Genomic DNA, 16236 nt, shown 5'->3' on the forward strand with positions numbered 1-16236 from the left:
CGGTCAGAAAGAGAATCCGGCCGATACCTTTACCGTACGCGGCGGATTTCCGCCAACGCCGTTACCCGAGATATCGAGATAGTTGGGCGAATTCGGGTCATTATTATAGTCGACATAGTTGCGATCGTTGAACAGGTTCAGGATGTCGACGCGGAGCCGCAGGCGCGATTCCTCGCTGATAAACTTGAACGGGATATATTTGGTGATCGCGACGTCCATCTGGCGGAAACCCCAGCGGTCGCCGTTACCATGGGCTTCGTTCGAAATAACCTCGCGGATCGGGTTCGCCCCGCCGATGTTGCGGAACGTCTTCAGATAGGGCGGCGACGCAATCTGGAATTTACCCGACAACGTCACCCCGATCGGCAGGTCGACCGAACCCGTCGCGACGAGGCGATGCTTGCGCACCCCGCTCGACCGCGTGACCGTGTAATCGTCCAGCGACGGGTAATCGAGGCTGAAGGTTTCGCCAAACTGCCGGTTTTCCTCGGCCTCGGTATAGGTGTAGGTCGCCGAGAAGCTCCACGGCGATGCCACCGTGTAATTCTTGACGAGCTTGAGATAGGCCGAATCCGCGCTCGTCTCGATACCGTTGGTGCCGATGATGATCGACCCGAAACCCGGAGGTGCGAAACCGAAGGGCGAATTCGGAGCCGAGGGCGCCGGCGGGAAGAAGGTGCCGTCGGGACGGCGGTTACCGAGCAGATAGGCGAAGCCATCCTTCGACTCGATATGGCTATAGCCCACCTCAGCTTCGAACAACGGGGTCACCTTGGCGCGGAAGCCCAGGCTGAACTGATCCGAATAGGGAACCTTCAGATCATTGTTGATGAAACGCAATTCACGTCCGCCGCCCGGTCCGGCGCCGGCGAGCAGTTGCTGACGCCCCGCTTCGGTCAGGTAGATCGGGTTCCACGCAACGCAGGTGGGCCCCGCCGCGCAGCTGTTGTTCGGGTCGCCGGTGATGAAGTTGAAGGTGCGCGTCGTGTACGAACCGGTGCTGATTTCCTGTTGCAGGAAGTCGAACTGGTTGCGGTCGTACGAGCGGCCGAAACCGCCGAAGACCACATAACGCGCATCGTCGTCGAGTTCGTAGCTGAACCCGATACGCGGCTGCCATGCCCCCGTGAACGCCTTGCGCTCCTTACCCGTCGAGATGAAGTCGCGGATGTCGTAATCGGCGTTGACGAGGTTCGGATAATTGGCCGGCGAAACGGCGTTCACCGCATCTGCGGGGTGAACGAAGTCGAGGAACGCCGGGGTACGCTCATAGTCCCAGCGGACGCCGAGGTTCAGCGTCAGCCGGTCGGTCACTTCCCAATCATCCTGCACATAAATGCCGAACTGGAAATTCTTCGAATTGATGATCGGGCTGCCGTTACCCGTCGAAGCGCCGAACTGGACGCGATACGGCACATCGTCGTTGAAGGTGCCGCCACCAGGATTGAACGCCGGGTTATAGGTGTAAACGGGGTTGAAGCCGTTGAGCTGAAGCGAATTGAGCTCGACCCATTTCGCCTTGGCGCCGACCTTGATCGTGTGGCCTTCAAACCCGGTCCAGGTGAAATCGTTCTGGACGCCCCAGCCCTTCTGGCCCTTTTCCTGATAGTTGCTGCCGCCGCCGACACGCAGGATATCGCCGCGAACTACGACGCCCGGCTGCGGGTTGGTCGGCGACGGACCGGCATAGGCAAAAAGGAAACCGTCCTCGAAGAGGGTGGGCGTCGGCGCCCACTTAACGTCTTCATAGGTCACCTTGAAATCGTTGATCCAGTTGTCCGCCGTATGTTCCCAACGGCCGGTGACGCGCAATTCCTCTACGTCCTGCGAACTGATCGTCTCACGCGCATTGAAACCGGAGCTGAGGAACTCGCCGCTTTCCTTGCGATATTTGCCCGAAAGCTCGATCAGGTCGCTGTTCGACGGCTGGAAGCTCAGCTTTCCGAAATAGAGATCTTCGTTGAACGTCGCGTTGGTCGGACCGAATACACCCTGATATTCCGAAGGGAAATAGGTGACCGGAAGGCTGAGGCCCGGCCGGATGTCGATCGGGTTTTCCTGCCGCTTGCCTTCATAGGTCACGAAGAAGTGCAGCATATCCTTGATGATCGGGCCGCCAAGTGCCCCGCCGAACTGGAAATCCTTCGTCTTGACCTTGGTGCCCGTCAATTCCGACGGGCGGCGATCGCGCAGGCTTTGATCGGTATAGTCGACGAAGACCTCGCCGTGGAAATCGTTCGTCCCCGACTTGGTCACTGCGGAGATCGCGACCGAGCTGACCTGATCGAACTCGGCCTTATAGTTCGACGACAGGACGCGATACTCGCCCACCGCGAGCTGCGGGAACGGGTTGCCCTGCGTCGAATCCTGGCCGGTGATACCGTTCTTCAGGACATAATCCTTCTGTCCGACGCCATCGATGAAGATGTTGACCGAACGGCTGTCCTGCGCTCCGCCCTGCAGGCGCGACTGGCCGCTGGAACCCGTCACGAACTGGACGCCTGGCGCAAGGTCGGCGAAGGCCAGGAAGTTGCGGTTGTTCTGGGGCAGCACCTCGATCTGGCGCTGGGTGATGTTCGTGCCGACTTCGCCGCCTTCCATCGAGCGGATGCGGCTGCCGGTCACGATGATCGCATCGCCATCGGCCGAGGCGATATCGGGCTGCGAAAAGTCGAAATCGAGGACCGCGCTCTGGCCGACCGACAGGGTGAATTCGTCGGTGCGGCGCACCCCGCCCGGCGTGGTGAGTTCGAGGCGATAGGTGCCGACGGGAAGCGACGCGATATTATAGCTGCCACTCTCGCCTACCGTGACGCTGCGCGTCAGGCCGGTGTTGACGTTGATCGCCGTGACCTGCGAAACGCCGCCTTCGGCTTTCACCGTGCCGCGCAGCGAGGCGCCTCCGACCTGCGCCTGTACCGGCGTCGCCACCCCAATGGCGAGCGCGGCACCGGCGCTGCTCCATGCCAGCGCGGCAGCGAGCGTGCGGGCGCGCGACCGGCGCGCGGAAACGGTCTGAAAATCATGCGAAAACTTCACGGCATCCTCCCTTTTTGGCCCCCGACATTCCCCGCGGTCGCTTCTTCGCTGGCCGGCCTTGCCTCCGGTGCAGCGGCGAGTCGCGGGAAATCGCGTCGTTGTTTTTTTAGTTTGTAACCGGTTTCACGATCACTGTATAGGGGGAAGCGACACAGAGGGATGCAATCGGGGGCCAGCCGGTTTTCGGCCGATTTCGGCCAATCCTCGTGACAATGTATAAACAGACCCGACCGGGAAGGACGAATCATGCCGCCGATGACGCGCAACCTCACATGCCTGACGCTGGCCACCCTGATGGTGGGGACGCAGCTCTCCCCTGCCCCGCTTCTCGCGAAGCCCGCGACCAGCACGAGCCAGAAGGTACCCGTCGATTCGGCCGGCTGGATGCGTCCCGATCCGAAGATGGATCGCTTCATCGCCGATCTGATGGCGAAGATGACGCTCGACGAGAAGGTCGGCCAGCTGAACCTGCTGACCAGCAACTGGGAATCGACCGGCCCCACGATGCGCGACAGTTACAAGGAAGACGTCCGCGCGGGGCGCGTCGGCGCGATCTTCAACGCCTATACCGCCAAATATACGCGCGAGTTGCAGGCGCTAGCCGTCGAAGGGACGCGGCTCAAAATCCCCCTGATCTTTGGCTATGACGTGATCCACGGCCACCGCACAATCTTTCCCATCTCGCTCGGCGAAGCGGCGAGCTGGGATTTCCAAGCCATTGAAAAGGCAGCTCGAATTTCGGCAGTCGAGGCTTCTGCCGAGGGCATTCACTGGACCTTCTCCCCCATGGTCGACATCGCGCGCGACGCGCGCTGGGGCCGCATTTCGGAAGGCTCGGGCGAGGATGTCTATCTTGGCAGCCTGATCGCCAAGGCGCGCGTGCGGGGCTACCAGGGCGACGACCTGTCGCGCCCCGACACGATCCTCGCGACCGCGAAGCATTTTGCCGCCTATGGCGCGGCGCAGGCCGGGCGCGACTATCATACCGTCGACATTTCGGAGCGCACGCTGCGCGACGTTTACCTGCCGCCGTTCAAGGCCGCTGCCGACGCAGGCGCCGCGACCTTCATGACGTCGTTCAACGAATATGACGGCGTACCCGCATCGGGTAACCACTACCTGCTGACCGACGTGCTGCGCGACAAATGGGGCTTCAAGGGTTTCGTCGTAACCGATTACACGTCGATCAACGAAATGGTCCCGCACGGCTATTCGAAAGACCTGAAACAGGCGGGCGAGCAAGCGATCAACGCCGGGGTCGACATGGACATGCAAGGCGCGGTCTATATGGAAAATCTCGCGAAGTCGGTGACCGAGGGCAAGGTCGACATCAAGCGTATCGACGCCGCGGTGAAGGCGATCCTCGAGATGAAATATCGCCTCGGCCTGTTCGAGGATCCCTATCGTTACGCCGACGAGGCGCGCGAAAAAGCGACGATCTACAAGCCCGAATATCTCGAAGCCGCGCGCGACGTCGCACGCAAATCGATCGTGCTCCTCAAGAACAAGGATAATGCCCTCCCCCTCGCCACCTCGGCGAAGTCGATCGCGGTGATCGGCCCGCTCGGCAACAGCAAGGAGGATATGATCGGCAGCTGGTCGGCGGCGGGCGACCGCAAGACGCGGCCCGTCACACTGCTCGAAGGGATGCAGGCGCGCGCGCCCAAGGGAACGAGCGTCGCCTTTTCCAAGGGCGCGAGCTATGATTTCGCCGCCGAGGGCAAAACCGACGGCTTCGCCGAAGCGATCGCGCTCGCGCAGAAATCGGACGTCATCATCGCCGCGGTCGGCGAACATTGGAACATGACCGGCGAAGCCGCGAGCCGCACCTCGCTCGAACTGCCGGGTAACCAGCAAGCGCTGCTCGAGGAGCTGAAGAAAACCGGAAAGCCGATCATCGTGGTGCTGATGAGCGGGCGTCCGAACAGCATCGGCTGGGCCGACGCCAATGCCGATGCGATCCTCGAGGCCTGGTATCCGGGCACGATGGGCGGCCATGCAATCGCCGACATCCTGTACGGCGATTACAACCCTTCGGCCAAATTGCCCGTCACCTTCCCGCGCAATGTCGGGCAGGTGCCGATCCATTACGACATGAAGAACACCGGGCGCCCGATCGAACTCGGCGCGCCGGGCGCGAAATATGTGTCGCGCTATCTCGATACGCCGAACACCCCGCTTTATCCGTTCGGCTATGGTCTCAGCTACACCAGCTTCGCTTACTCGCCCGTCACGCTCGATAAGGCGAAAATCCGTCCGGGCGAAAAGCTGACCGCAAGCGTCACCGTCACGAACAGCGGAGCGCGCGACGGCGAAGAGGTCATCCAGCTCTATGTCCGCGACCTCGTCGGATCGGTGACGCGCCCAGTGAAGGAGCTCAAGGGTTTCGAGAAGGTGATGCTCAAGAAGGGCGAGAAACGAACGATCCGCTTCACGCTGACCGACGCCGACCTTGCCTTCACGCGGCAGGATATGAGCTGGGGCAGCGAGCCCGGCCAGTTCAAGCTGTGGGTCGGGCCGTCGTCGGCCGAGGGGTCCGAAGCCGCATTCGAGCTGACCGAATAGGCCGGCCTTGCCGCGGCTGGCGGGCGGGGTTAGGCGCAGACAAGTGAGTCCCGACACGCCACCCCCGCCATCCGCGCTCGCGCCGTTCCGCTACCCGGCGTTCCGCGCGATCTGGATCGCAAACCTCGCGTCGAACATGGGGTCGATGATCCAGTCGGTCGCCGCGGCGTGGCTGATGACCGACCTCACCAATTCGCACCTGTTGATCGCGCTGGTCCAGGCCAGCGCGACGATCCCGATCCTGCTCCTCGCCGTCTTTGCGGGCGCGATCGCCGACAACTTCGACCGTCGGCGCGTGATGCTCGCGGCGCAGACCGGGATGCTGATCGTCTCGGCGGCGCTGACGCTGGCGACCTGGCTCGACGCGATCACGCCGCTGTCGCTGCTCTTCTTCACCCTCGCGGTCGGGTGCGGGACCGCGCTCAACGGCCCCGCCTGGCAGGCGTCGGTGCGGCTGCAGGTCGGGCCGCGCGACCTGCCGCAGGCGATCGCGCTCAACACCATCGCTTATAATCTTGCGCGCAGCGTCGGCCCGGCGCTTGGCGGACTATTGATCTCGATCGTCGGCACCGCCGCCGCCTTTGGCCTCAATGCGATCAGCTATATCCTGCTGATCGTCGTGCTGCTGCGCTGGCGTCCCGAAACAGCGCCGCCGCGACGCACTTCGATGCTGACCGCGATCGCCACGGGAATCCGTTTCTGCGCGCATTCGGACCCGGTGCGCCGCGTGCTGATCCGCGGCTTTGCCTTTGGCTTCGGCGCGGCGGGGTTCCAGGCGCTGCTCCCCTCGCTCGTTCGCGACCGGCTGCATGGGACCGAAATCACCTACGGCCTGTGCCTCGCGGCCTTTGGCGCAGGATCGATCGTCGGCGCGCTGTGTGTCGGTGCCGCGCGGCACCGTTGGGGCAGCGACCGGGTGGTCACCGCCGTATCGCTGATCTTTGCCGCCGCGATGCTGCCGGTCGCGTTGACGACAAGCCTCGCATGGACCGTCGCCGCCGCCTTTGTCGCCGGCGGGGCGTGGGTATCGATGCTGACCACGCTCAACGTCGCAATGCAGCTGCGTTCGCCCGAGGAAATCCTCGGCCGCTGCCTGTCGATCTATCAAGCGGTCACCTTCGGCGCGATGGCGCTCGGCGCCTACACGCTGGGCCTGATCGCCGACCTGTCCTCGCTGCCGGCGGCGCTCTTCATCTCGACCGGATGGCTTGTGCTGACCGCGATACTGCTGCGCTTCGTCGCGCCGATGCCGCGGCGCGACGAAGGCCGGTTGCTTCCCTAAATGCGCGGACGCCCGTAGCGCGCATACAGTGTCGGCAGCACGAACAGGGTGAGCAACGTCGCCGAGATCAGCCCGCCGATCACGACAGTCGCGAGCGGCTTCTGCACCTCCGCCCCCGCGCCAGTCGCGAGCGCCATCGGCACGAAGCCGAGCGAGGCGACGAGTGCGGTCATCACGACCGGCCGCAGCCTCGCGAGCGCGCCCGCTCTCGCAGCCTCGACGCGCGCTTTGCCGTCGGCGATCAGCTGCTGGATCGATGTCACCATCACCAGCCCGTTGAGCACCGCGATCCCCGACAGCGCGATGAAGCCCACCGCCGCCGATATCGAGAAGGGCATACCGCGCAGCGCCAGCGCGAGCGTCCCGCCGACGAGCGCGAGCGGCACCCCGGTAAAGACGATCGCCGCATCGCGCACGCTGCCGAGTGCACCGTACAGAAGCAGCACGATCAGCGCGAAGCACGCGGGGACGACGAGCGCGAGCCGGTCGCGCGCCGAGGCGAGATTTTCGAACTGCCCGCCCCATTCGACATATTGCCCCGCGGGCAGCCGTACCTGTTCGCGGATCGCGCCCTGCGCATCCTCGACCACGCTCGCGATGTCGCGGCCGCGAACATTCGCCTGTACGACGATCCGTCTCTTCCCATTTTCGCGGCTGATCTGGTTCGGACCGTCGACGACCGCGAGTTCGGCGACGCTTTCGAGCGGGACGAAGCCGCCGCCCGGGGTCGGCACCGGCACCTGACCCAATGCAGCGAAATCGGCGCGCGCGGCGTCCGACAGTCGGACGGTAACCGCAAAGCGCCGGTCACCCTCGAAGATCACCCCGGCATCGCGCCCACCGACCGCCGCCGCGACCGTTTCCTGCAGAGCCGCCGCGGTGATCCCGAGCCCGGCCATCGCCGTCCGATCGGGCCTGATGTCGAGCATCGGCAGCCCTTCGGTCTGCTCGACGCGGACGTCGGTCGCACCGTCGGTCTGGCGCAGGATCGCCGCGATGCGGTTCGCGGTCGCCGCCATCCCGTCGCTGTCGTCGCCGAAAACCTTGACCGCGACATCGCCGCGCACCCCGGCGATCAGCTCGTTGAAACGCATCTGGATCGGCTGGCTGATCTCGAAGGCGTTGCCAGGAAGCCCGGCGAGCGTCTTTTCGACCTTCGCCGTCAGTTCTGCCTTTGTAAGACGCGGATCGGGCCAGTCCTTTCGGCTCTTCATAATGATGAAAGTGTCGGAGATGTTCGGCGGCATCGGGTCCGACGCGAGTTCGGCCGTGCCGGTCTTCAAAAAGACGAACTTCACCTCGGGCAGCGCGGCCAGCGCGCGTTCGGCGCGAAGTTGCATCGCCTGGCTCTGGTCGACCGAGGTGCCGGGGACACGCAGCAATTGCGCGGTGAGATCGCCCTCGTCGAGCTGGGGCAGGAATTCCTGCCCCAGCGTAACATAGGCACCCGCGCCGACGACGAGTGCCGCGACCGCCGCAAGCATCGTCTTGCGCGGCTGTCCCATCGCGCGGTCAACGCCCGGCTCGTAACGCGCGCCGAGCCAGCGCATGATCCGCCCTTCCTTTTCCTCGACCGGCTTCGACAACCAGATCGCCAGCATCGCGGGAACAAAGGTCAGCGACAGCACGAACGCCGCGGCGAGCGCGACGATGACGGTCATCGCCATCGGGGTGAAGGTCTTCCCCTCGACTCCGGTGAGCGTCAGCAATGGGACGTAGACGAGGATGATGATCGCCTGCCCATAGACCGACGGCCGGATCATCTCGCGCGCCGCTGCGGCGACGACCCCCAGCCGCTCGTCGCGATCGAGGGTGCGGCCAAGCTGATGCTGCCGCTCGCCGATACGCCGCAGCGCATTTTCGACGATGATGACGGCCCCGTCGACGATCAGCCCGAAATCGAGCGCGCCGAGGCTCATCAGATTCGCCGACACCCCGCCCTTGAGCATCCCGAAGCTGGTCAGCAGCATCGTGATCGGGATGACGAGCGCCGCGATCAGCGCTGCACGGAAATTGCCGAGCAGCAGGAAGAGAATGACGATGACGAGCAGCGCGCCCTCGGTCAGGTTCTTCGCCACCGTCTGGATCGTCGCGTTGACGAGCCCGGTGCGGTCGAGCACCGGCTGGATGACGATGTCGGTCGGCAGCGAGGCGTTGATCTCGTCGAGCCGTTCGGCGACGAGTCCCGCGATGTTGCGGCTGTTTTCGCCGATACGCATGATCGCGGTGCCGACGACCACCTCCCGGCCGTTCTCGGAGGCCGACCCCATACGGATCGCCTGCCCCGTGCGCACGCTCGCGACCTGATCGAGCCGGATCGGAACTCCGCCGCGCGTCGCGATCACCGTTTGCGCGAGTTGCTCCGCGCTGCCGATGCGCGCGTCCGAGCGCACTGCGAGGCCCTCGCCGTTGCGGTCGACCACTCCGGCGCCGATCGCACGGTTGTTCGCCTCCAGCGCGGTCGCCAGATCGCCAAGGCTGAGCCCGAGCGCGGCGAGCCGCTGCGTGTCGGGGACGACCTGATATTGCTTCACATAGCCGCCGATCGTGTCGACGCCCGCAAGGCCGGGGATCGGCTTGAGCAGCGGGGTGACGATCCAGTCCTGCGCGGTACGCAGATAGGTCGCCTTTTCGGCGTCGGTGACCAGCCGGTCGCCTTCGGGCGTGATATAGCTGCCGTCGGGCTGCATTCCCGGCTCGCCGGGCTTGTGTTTGTCGTCCTGGCGGTGCTCCATATGGACCGTCCACATGAAGACCTCGCCCAGCCCCGTCGCGATCGGCCCCATTTCGGGGTCGACGCCTTCGGGAAGCGCGCGTTCGGCGTCGCGCAACCGCTCGGCGACCTGCGCGCGCGCAAAATAGATATCGGTCGCGTCGGTGAATACCGCAGTGACCTGCGCAAAGCCGTTGCGGCTGAGCGAACGCGTGCTTTCAAGCCCGGGGATGCCGGCAAGCGCGGTTTCGATCGGGAAGGCGACCTGCCGTTCGACCTGTTCGGGCGACAGCGCGGGCGCGCGTGCGCTGATCTGGACCTGATTGTTGGTAATGTCGGGAACGGCGTCGATCGGCAGGCGACTGAGCGCCCAGGCGCCGATCAGCGTCGCGATGGCGGTGACGAGCAGCACGAACCAGCGCCGCGCGACCGCGAAATTGACGATAGAGGCGATCATGTCAGTGCCCCCCATGCTCGGCTTCGCCCTTGGCGAGCTCGGCCTTCAGCGTGAAGCTCCCCTCGCTGGCAAGGCTCTCGCGGCCCGACAGGCCGGTGACCGTGGCCATGCCGCCGACGCGCGACGTGACCGTCACCGGCACGGCGCGGAAACCCTCCTTCGTGCGGACGAACACGCTCGTCCGGCCCTCGACGGTCTGGATCGCGCTGTCGGGGACGCTCACCGCGTCCCCCGATACGCCGATTTGCAGCAGCGCGGTGACGGGCTCGCCGGGCCGCCACACGCCACCGCCGTTTTCGAGCAGAGCGACTGCCGGAACGAGGCGGGTCGCGGCGTCGAGGACGGGCGACACGAAATGGACGCGCGCCGTCGCGGAGCGCGCGCCCGACCGGACTTCGACGGGCGTCCCGACGCGGACGCGCCCGGCGTCGGCGGGGGTCAGCGACAAGTTGATCGCGACGCGGCCGAGATTGGCGACGCGGAACAGTTCGGCATCGGGCGCCACGGTCTGGCCGAGCACGACGCTGCGTGCGGTCACCTGCCCCCCGATCGGCGCAACGACGCCGATGCGGTTGAGTGCGCCGCCGCCGACACCCGCGGCCGAAACCTGCTGCGAGGCAAGCCGAAGCGCGATATTCGCCTCGGTCATCGCGGTGCGCGCCGCGATCAAATCGCGTTCTGGCGACACCTTGAGCGCAAACAGCCTTTCCTCGCGCGCGAGGTTCGAGCGCGCGAGATTGGCGCGCGCCTGCGCGGCCTCGACCTCGGCGCGCAGCGCTGCGGCATCGCGGCTCTCGATCACCGCGACCACCTCGCCGCGGCGGACGCCTTCGCCCAGATTGCGGTTGAGCGCGACCACGCGGCCGCCGATCGCCGCGGAGACAACCTGCGTCGCCTGCGGGTCGCTTTCGATCGTCGCGGGCAGGCTGAGCACTCCCGCGCCCGCGGTCGGGCGGACGAGGGCGATCCCCGCCGCAGCGACCTGCTCTGCGGTCAGATGGATGACGCCTTCGGCTTCAGCCTCTTTCGCCTCGGCCGCCTTTTCGGCCGGTGCCGCCGCCTGCTGGCCGCAACCGGCCAGGATGAGCGTCAGCGCGAGCGGCAGCGCCGCCCGATATTTGGACTTGGGTGTCATTGATTGTCTCCCGCGGCTGTCAGCCGCGCCGTCAGCCGCTCGAGGCGCGCGACGGCATCATGGTAAGCGGCGCGCGCGTCGATTCCGGCGCGGCGCGTGTCGAGCAGGGTGCGTTCGGCATCGAGCAGGATGAGCTGGTCGAACTTGCCCTCGGCATAGCCGACGCGCGCGACGCGCGCGGCCTCGGTCGCCGCGGCCAGCGCCGGTTCGGACGCCCGCACTGCCGTCGCAGCACGATCGCGATCGACCTCGGCGGCAGCGATCGCGCGCTCGGCCTCGAACAACGCGATCCGGCCCTGCGCTTCGGCGCGGTCGCGCTCGCGCGCGGCCTGCGTCACCGCCGCCTTGCCGCCGTTGAACAGCGGCAACGGCACCGACACGCCGAAGACCATCGCCTGATCGTTGCTCGCCTCGAGCCGCCGCGTCCCGGCGGTCAGGGTAAGGTCGGGTACCCGCTGGCTACGCGCCAGCCGGAGCCCCGCTTCTGCCGCGGCCGTATCGGCCGCCGCCGCCGCCAGCGCCAGCGTGCCGCGCGCATCGACCGGTGCCGATGGCCCCTGCCCCCTTGCTGCGGCACCGTCGAACCAGCGCTGATCGAGCGCTGTCCGCGCACTATCGCCGACATATTGCACCAGCGTGGCGCGCGTTGCAGCAGCCGTCAGGCGCGCGGTTTCGGCATCGGTCGTCGCGCGCACCTGTTCGAGCGCCGCGCGCTGTTCGTCGATCGGCGAGTTGGCACCGACCATCACCCGGTCGCGTGCGATACGCAGGTTTTCGGTCGTGACCGCAACCTGTGCTTCGGCAACGACCGCCCGCCGCTCCGAAGCGATCGCCGCGACATAGGCCTCGGTCACCGCGACCCGCCGATCTGCCTCCGCGATAGCGAGGTCGACGTGCGCGCGCTGGATATTGGCTTCGGCGGCCGCCACGCGCGCCGATCTTTTTCCGCCGAGTTCGACCGGCAGTGCGAAGGCCACCGTCGTGTCGGATTCATCGAACCCGCGATAGGGTCCGGTCCCGAGCGCATTTTCGGTATCGACGCTGACCGACGGGTTCGGCCGAAGCTTCGCGACGCTGCGCCCGGCCTCAGCGGCCCAGACGCCCGCTTCGGCCGCCTGTGTCAGCGGGGTGGTCACACCGGCATCGGCCAGCGCCTCGTCAAGGGTCAGCACATCGCCGCCCGCGGACGGGGGCGAGGTTTGCGCCTGCGCCGGCAAGGCACAGAGCGGCGCGGCCAGCATGGCCGCCCATAATGATTTCATCGTGGATTATCCTGAACAAGCCAAAGTCAGCCGCCGGGCGTTCCGGCGGTACGGGCTGGTTCAGGCGATCGGCGGCCGCAGGTTCGCGCCGGGGATCAGCTGCGGCACGAAGTCGGCACCGGCAGCGAAGTTGACACCGTGAAGCGGCAGGTTCGTCATGACGTCGCCGTCGGCTGGACTGCCGACCTGATGATGTCCGTGGCAACCGCCGTGATTGTGGAGCCCCATCTTGTCGGGATCGTTCGCGGGTTCATCCTGCGTATGCCCGGCGTCTTCGGCGCAAACCTCGGCCGCGAACGGCAAGGGCGCCTCAGCAGCGTGCGCTACGCTTCCCAGTCCGATGGACAGGGAAATCAGCAAACCGATCAGGAGGCGCATCAGCGTCCGCATGCCGCGCATATAGGGGGTGAAGAACGCAATGTCACGCGGCGCTCTCACCACCATCGGTCGTCTCGATCGTGAAGCCGCTGTTCGACAGTTGCAGTTCGTCGCCGCAATGGCTGCACGCGGCAACCATATGGAGGTCGTGCCCGCAAGGGCGGTGGGTCAGCAGCAGCGGCGGCCCGCGCTCATCGGAGAACCATTTATCCCCCCATTGGAGGAGCGCGAGAAGCACCGGATAAAGGTCGCGGCCTTTGGCCGTCAGCCGATATTCGACCCGATCCGAATGCGTCGAATAGGGAACGGTTTTCAGAATCCCCTGTCGCACCAGCCGTTCGAGGCGGCCGGTCAGGATGTTCGTCGCCATCAGCGTATCGCGCTGGATATCGTCGAAACGATTGATGCTCGTGAACATCGCACGCACGACGAGCGTCGCCCAGCGGTCGCCGAACAATTCGATCATCGTGTCGACGAGCGGTCGCCCGCCCGGCCGCCGCGCGCCGACGTCACCGTTGAAGCGGCGGCGTTCATAGTGCGGAACGACCTGCGCCAGCCCCGGCCCCTCGCGCCAGTCGACGTCGCGCGGGTCGATCTCGGCGCGGCAATGCGCGCATGCCGGCACCGGCTCGGTCGCGTGGCCGCACACGGCATGGTGGAGCTGCACCCGGAAATCGCGGCTGTCGGCTTCCCAGCGATGCTGCCAGCGCAGCATCATCAGCGCGTTCGGAAACTGGTCGCGCCCCTTTTGGGTGAGCACATAGTGAAAGCCCCGCGCGCCCTTTTTGGGGACTTTGGCGAGGCAATCCTCTTCGACCAGCTTCTTCAGGCGGCCGTTGACGACCGAGCGCGCAAGCCCCGTGCGCCGGGCGAATTCGTCGAAGCTGTGCGTGCCCAAGAACGCCTGCTCCATCAGCAGCAGCACGGGAACATCGCCGACGACATCGAGCGCGCGCCAGATCGAACAGGCCCTGATCGTGCGGTCGTGTTTCAAATAAGCCGTCCTTACCTTTCCCCGCCCCCTAAACGAAGCACGGGATGCCGACAAGGCTGGCACCGGCAACAGGGGGGCGGCACAGAACCGCCCTCCCCGCCAAATCAGAAACGCCCGGTCAACTGGACCGCGATCGTGCGCGGGCGGTCGACGATACCATTATAGGCGTTGCCGGCATTGCGTGTGATCGTCGTAGCGAGCGGCATCGAGCTGGCGGTCTGAAGGATGCGCTGGTTGGTGAGGTTGCGCCCGATCAGCGCGACCTCCCAGCGATCGTCGACCTGCGCGAGCGCCAGCCGTGCGCCGAGCTTCACATAACCGTCCTGATGCGTGCGCGGATCGAGGTTCGCCGACGCGATATAGGAGGATGAGAAGTCGGCGTTGACGTTGAACGCGACCTTCATGTCGCTGGTCACCGGGGTGGTATAATCGACGTTCAGATTGCCCGACCATTTGGGGCTGAGCGCGTTGCGCTTGCCCGAATAGTCACAGAAGCCGTTCGCGCCCGGCGTCTGCAGATAATAGCATTGGCCGTCGGTGAAGTTGGAGAATTTGAAGTCGAGATAGGCGACGGCACCGCTGATCGTCAGCCCTTGGGCCACTGCAGCACGGAAATCGGCCTCGACGCCCTGCGTGCGGGCTTCGGCGGCATTGCGGACGTTGAAGTTCAGCGTGCCGTCGAAGATATTGACCTGAAGGTCCTTATAATCGGTACGATAGAGCGACAGGTTGAACGCCACGTTGCGACCCTTGTATTTTAGGCCCGCTTCGAAATTGTCCGCGCTCTCATCCTCGAACATGAATGCGCCCGGCTTCGCGACCGTCGTCGACCCCGGCAGCGAGTTGGACCGAATGTCGAAGCCGCCCGCCTTCGTCCCCTTGGCATAGGAAGCATAGAGCATCAGATCGTCGGTCGCGTCGAACTGGACGTTGACCATCGGGTTGAAGCTGTCTTCGCTGAGCTTGCCCGACACGCTGTGCGCCTCGATATTGAGCGCGCGGAAGGTGGCGGCGACGATGAGCGGGTTGAACGTGTTGAGCGGCCCCTGCACGATCGCGAGACTGCGGCTGCCGCTCTTCTTTTCATGATTGAATCGCGCACCCGCCGTGATGCGTAGCTGGTCGGTGACCGAAAGCTCGCCCTGCGCGAAAGCAGAGATCAGGTCCGACTTCTGGGCATAATCGCGATCGTTCCGCGTGTCGCCGAGCGCGTTGAAAGGCGCGCCGAGCGCAAGGAAGGTCGAGTTGAAGCGGGTAAAATCCTGCACATCGAGCTTGGCGTGCTGGTAGTAGACGCCCGCGATATAGTTGAACGTCTCGCCGCCCGGCGACGTCAGCCGCAGTTCCTGGCTGAACTGGCGATAATCCTCGCGCAGGTTGGTGCCATCGAGAAAGCTGATCCCAGAAAAATCGACGTCGACGATTTCGCGCGTCTTGTAGTCGAGCAGCGACGAGACCGATGTCAGCGTATGCTCGCCGAGTTCAAGATCGGCGTTAAGCGTCGCGCCGAACACCTTGTTCTTGCTTTCATAGCCATTGTCCTCGCGGACATAGTCGGGGTTCGTGCTGACAAAGAACGGCCCCTGGAATACGGTATTGTAATTGCCGACCGCGCCGAACACGTCGCGCGGCTGCCCCTTCATCTCGAAGTCGGCATATTCGAGCTTGAGTTCGGCGGCGAACGGACCGCCCTTGTCGAACTCCAGCTTGCCGCGGACATATTTCTCGTCGACGTTCGGCTCGTCGCGGTCGAGCTTCTGGTTGTAGAAATAGCCGTCCATCTTGCGGTAATAGCCGACGACGCGCGCCTCGACGCCGTCGCTCAGCGGTCCCGAGAGGACGCCGGTGAGCTGCAATTCCTTGTGGTTGAATTCATAGAGGCCGCTGACCGAGCCTTCGAATTCATCCGTAGGGCTGCGTGTTGTGATGTTCACCGCGCCGGCGATGGCATTCTTGCCGAACAGCGTCGGCTGCGGCCCGCGCAGCACTTCGACGCGCTCCATATCGACGAGCGGCAGGCGCGAGAGCTGGTCGCGGCCATAATAGACGCCGTCGACGAACATCGCGACCGACTGTTCGAACCCCTTGTTGTCGCCCGATGCGATGCCGCGAATCGCGATGCGGTTGGCAATTGCGGTCTGCGTGATCTTGAGGTTCGGGACCGACGACGAGATTTGTTCGAGATTGGTCTGGCCGTAATTTTCGACCTGCTTGCCGCTGATCGCCGAGATCGAGATCGGCACGTCGGACAGGCCTTCGGCGCGCTTCTGCGCGGTGACGATGATTTCTTCCAGCCCGCCCTGCTCCTCTGCGGGCGCGGCGTCCTGCGCAAAAGCGATACCGGGGCTGGCGAGCGCCGATGCAGCGAGCAGCGCGACAAAATTCTTCTTCATAGGGTCCTCCCACGCACC

At 65.0% G+C, this 16236-nt stretch carries 9 protein-coding genes; 2 read left to right on the forward strand and 7 right to left on the reverse strand.

Translation table 11 applies throughout. The features are described from left to right. Positions 1 to 3: 3 nt before the first annotated feature. On the reverse strand, positions 4 to 3039 hold the full coding sequence (locus tag VGN62_RS20185) for a TonB-dependent receptor (RefSeq protein WP_327457312.1): 3036 nt from the start codon (positions 3037 to 3039) through the stop codon (positions 4 to 6). 246 nt (positions 3040 to 3285) lie between these two features. On the opposite strand from VGN62_RS20185, the gene bglX reads away from it, so the two are divergent. Both bglX and VGN62_RS20195 read left to right on the forward strand, forming a co-directional pair. After that, positions 3286 to 5604, forward strand: coding sequence for a beta-glucosidase BglX (gene bglX, locus VGN62_RS20190; RefSeq protein WP_327457314.1), 2319 nt, complete (start codon positions 3286 to 3288; stop codon positions 5602 to 5604). Between the two features lie 43 nt (positions 5605 to 5647). Beyond that, positions 5648 to 6886 carry an MFS transporter gene (locus VGN62_RS20195; protein WP_327457316.1) on the forward strand — a complete coding sequence of 413 codons (1239 nt, stop codon included), beginning with the start codon at positions 5648 to 5650 and terminating at the stop codon, positions 6884 to 6886. On the opposite strand, the gene VGN62_RS20200 is transcribed toward VGN62_RS20195, so the two are convergent. The 6 genes from VGN62_RS20200 to VGN62_RS20225 form a co-directional block, all read right to left on the reverse strand. After that, complete coding sequence (locus VGN62_RS20200) at positions 6883 to 10056, reverse strand: CusA/CzcA family heavy metal efflux RND transporter (RefSeq protein WP_327457318.1); 3174 nt, start codon at positions 10054 to 10056, stop codon at positions 6883 to 6885. The two genes, VGN62_RS20195 and VGN62_RS20200, sit on opposite strands and share 4 nt — an antisense overlap. A gap of 1 nt (position 10057) precedes the next feature. After that, on the reverse strand, positions 10058 to 11191 hold the full coding sequence (locus VGN62_RS20205; RefSeq protein ID WP_327457320.1) for an efflux RND transporter periplasmic adaptor subunit: 1134 nt from the start codon (positions 11189 to 11191) through the stop codon (positions 10058 to 10060). Beyond that, a complete protein-coding gene (locus VGN62_RS20210) occupies positions 11188 to 12453 on the reverse strand; it encodes a TolC family protein (RefSeq protein ID WP_327457322.1) in 1266 nt (421 codons plus the stop codon). Before VGN62_RS20210 ends, VGN62_RS20205 begins: the two co-directional genes overlap by 4 nt. A gap of 60 nt (positions 12454 to 12513) precedes the next feature. After that, entirely contained in the window at positions 12514 to 12897 is a 384-nt protein-coding gene (locus VGN62_RS20215; RefSeq protein ID WP_327457324.1) for a hypothetical protein, read from the reverse strand. Continuing rightward, entirely contained in the window at positions 12875 to 13825 is a 951-nt protein-coding gene (locus tag VGN62_RS20220; protein WP_327457326.1) for a winged helix-turn-helix transcriptional regulator, read from the reverse strand. The genes VGN62_RS20215 and VGN62_RS20220 overlap by 23 nt, the downstream gene beginning before the upstream one ends. Before the next feature lie 104 nt (positions 13826 to 13929). Next, the gene (locus VGN62_RS20225; RefSeq protein WP_327457329.1) at positions 13930 to 16218 is read right to left on the reverse strand and encodes a TonB-dependent receptor; all 2289 of its coding nucleotides are present in this window, start codon (positions 16216 to 16218) and stop codon (positions 13930 to 13932) included. Between the last annotated feature and the right edge of the window lie 18 nt (positions 16219 to 16236).

It is taken from the genome of Sphingopyxis sp. (assembly GCF_035998905.1).
GTDB lineage: Bacteria > Pseudomonadota > Alphaproteobacteria > Sphingomonadales > Sphingomonadaceae > Sphingopyxis.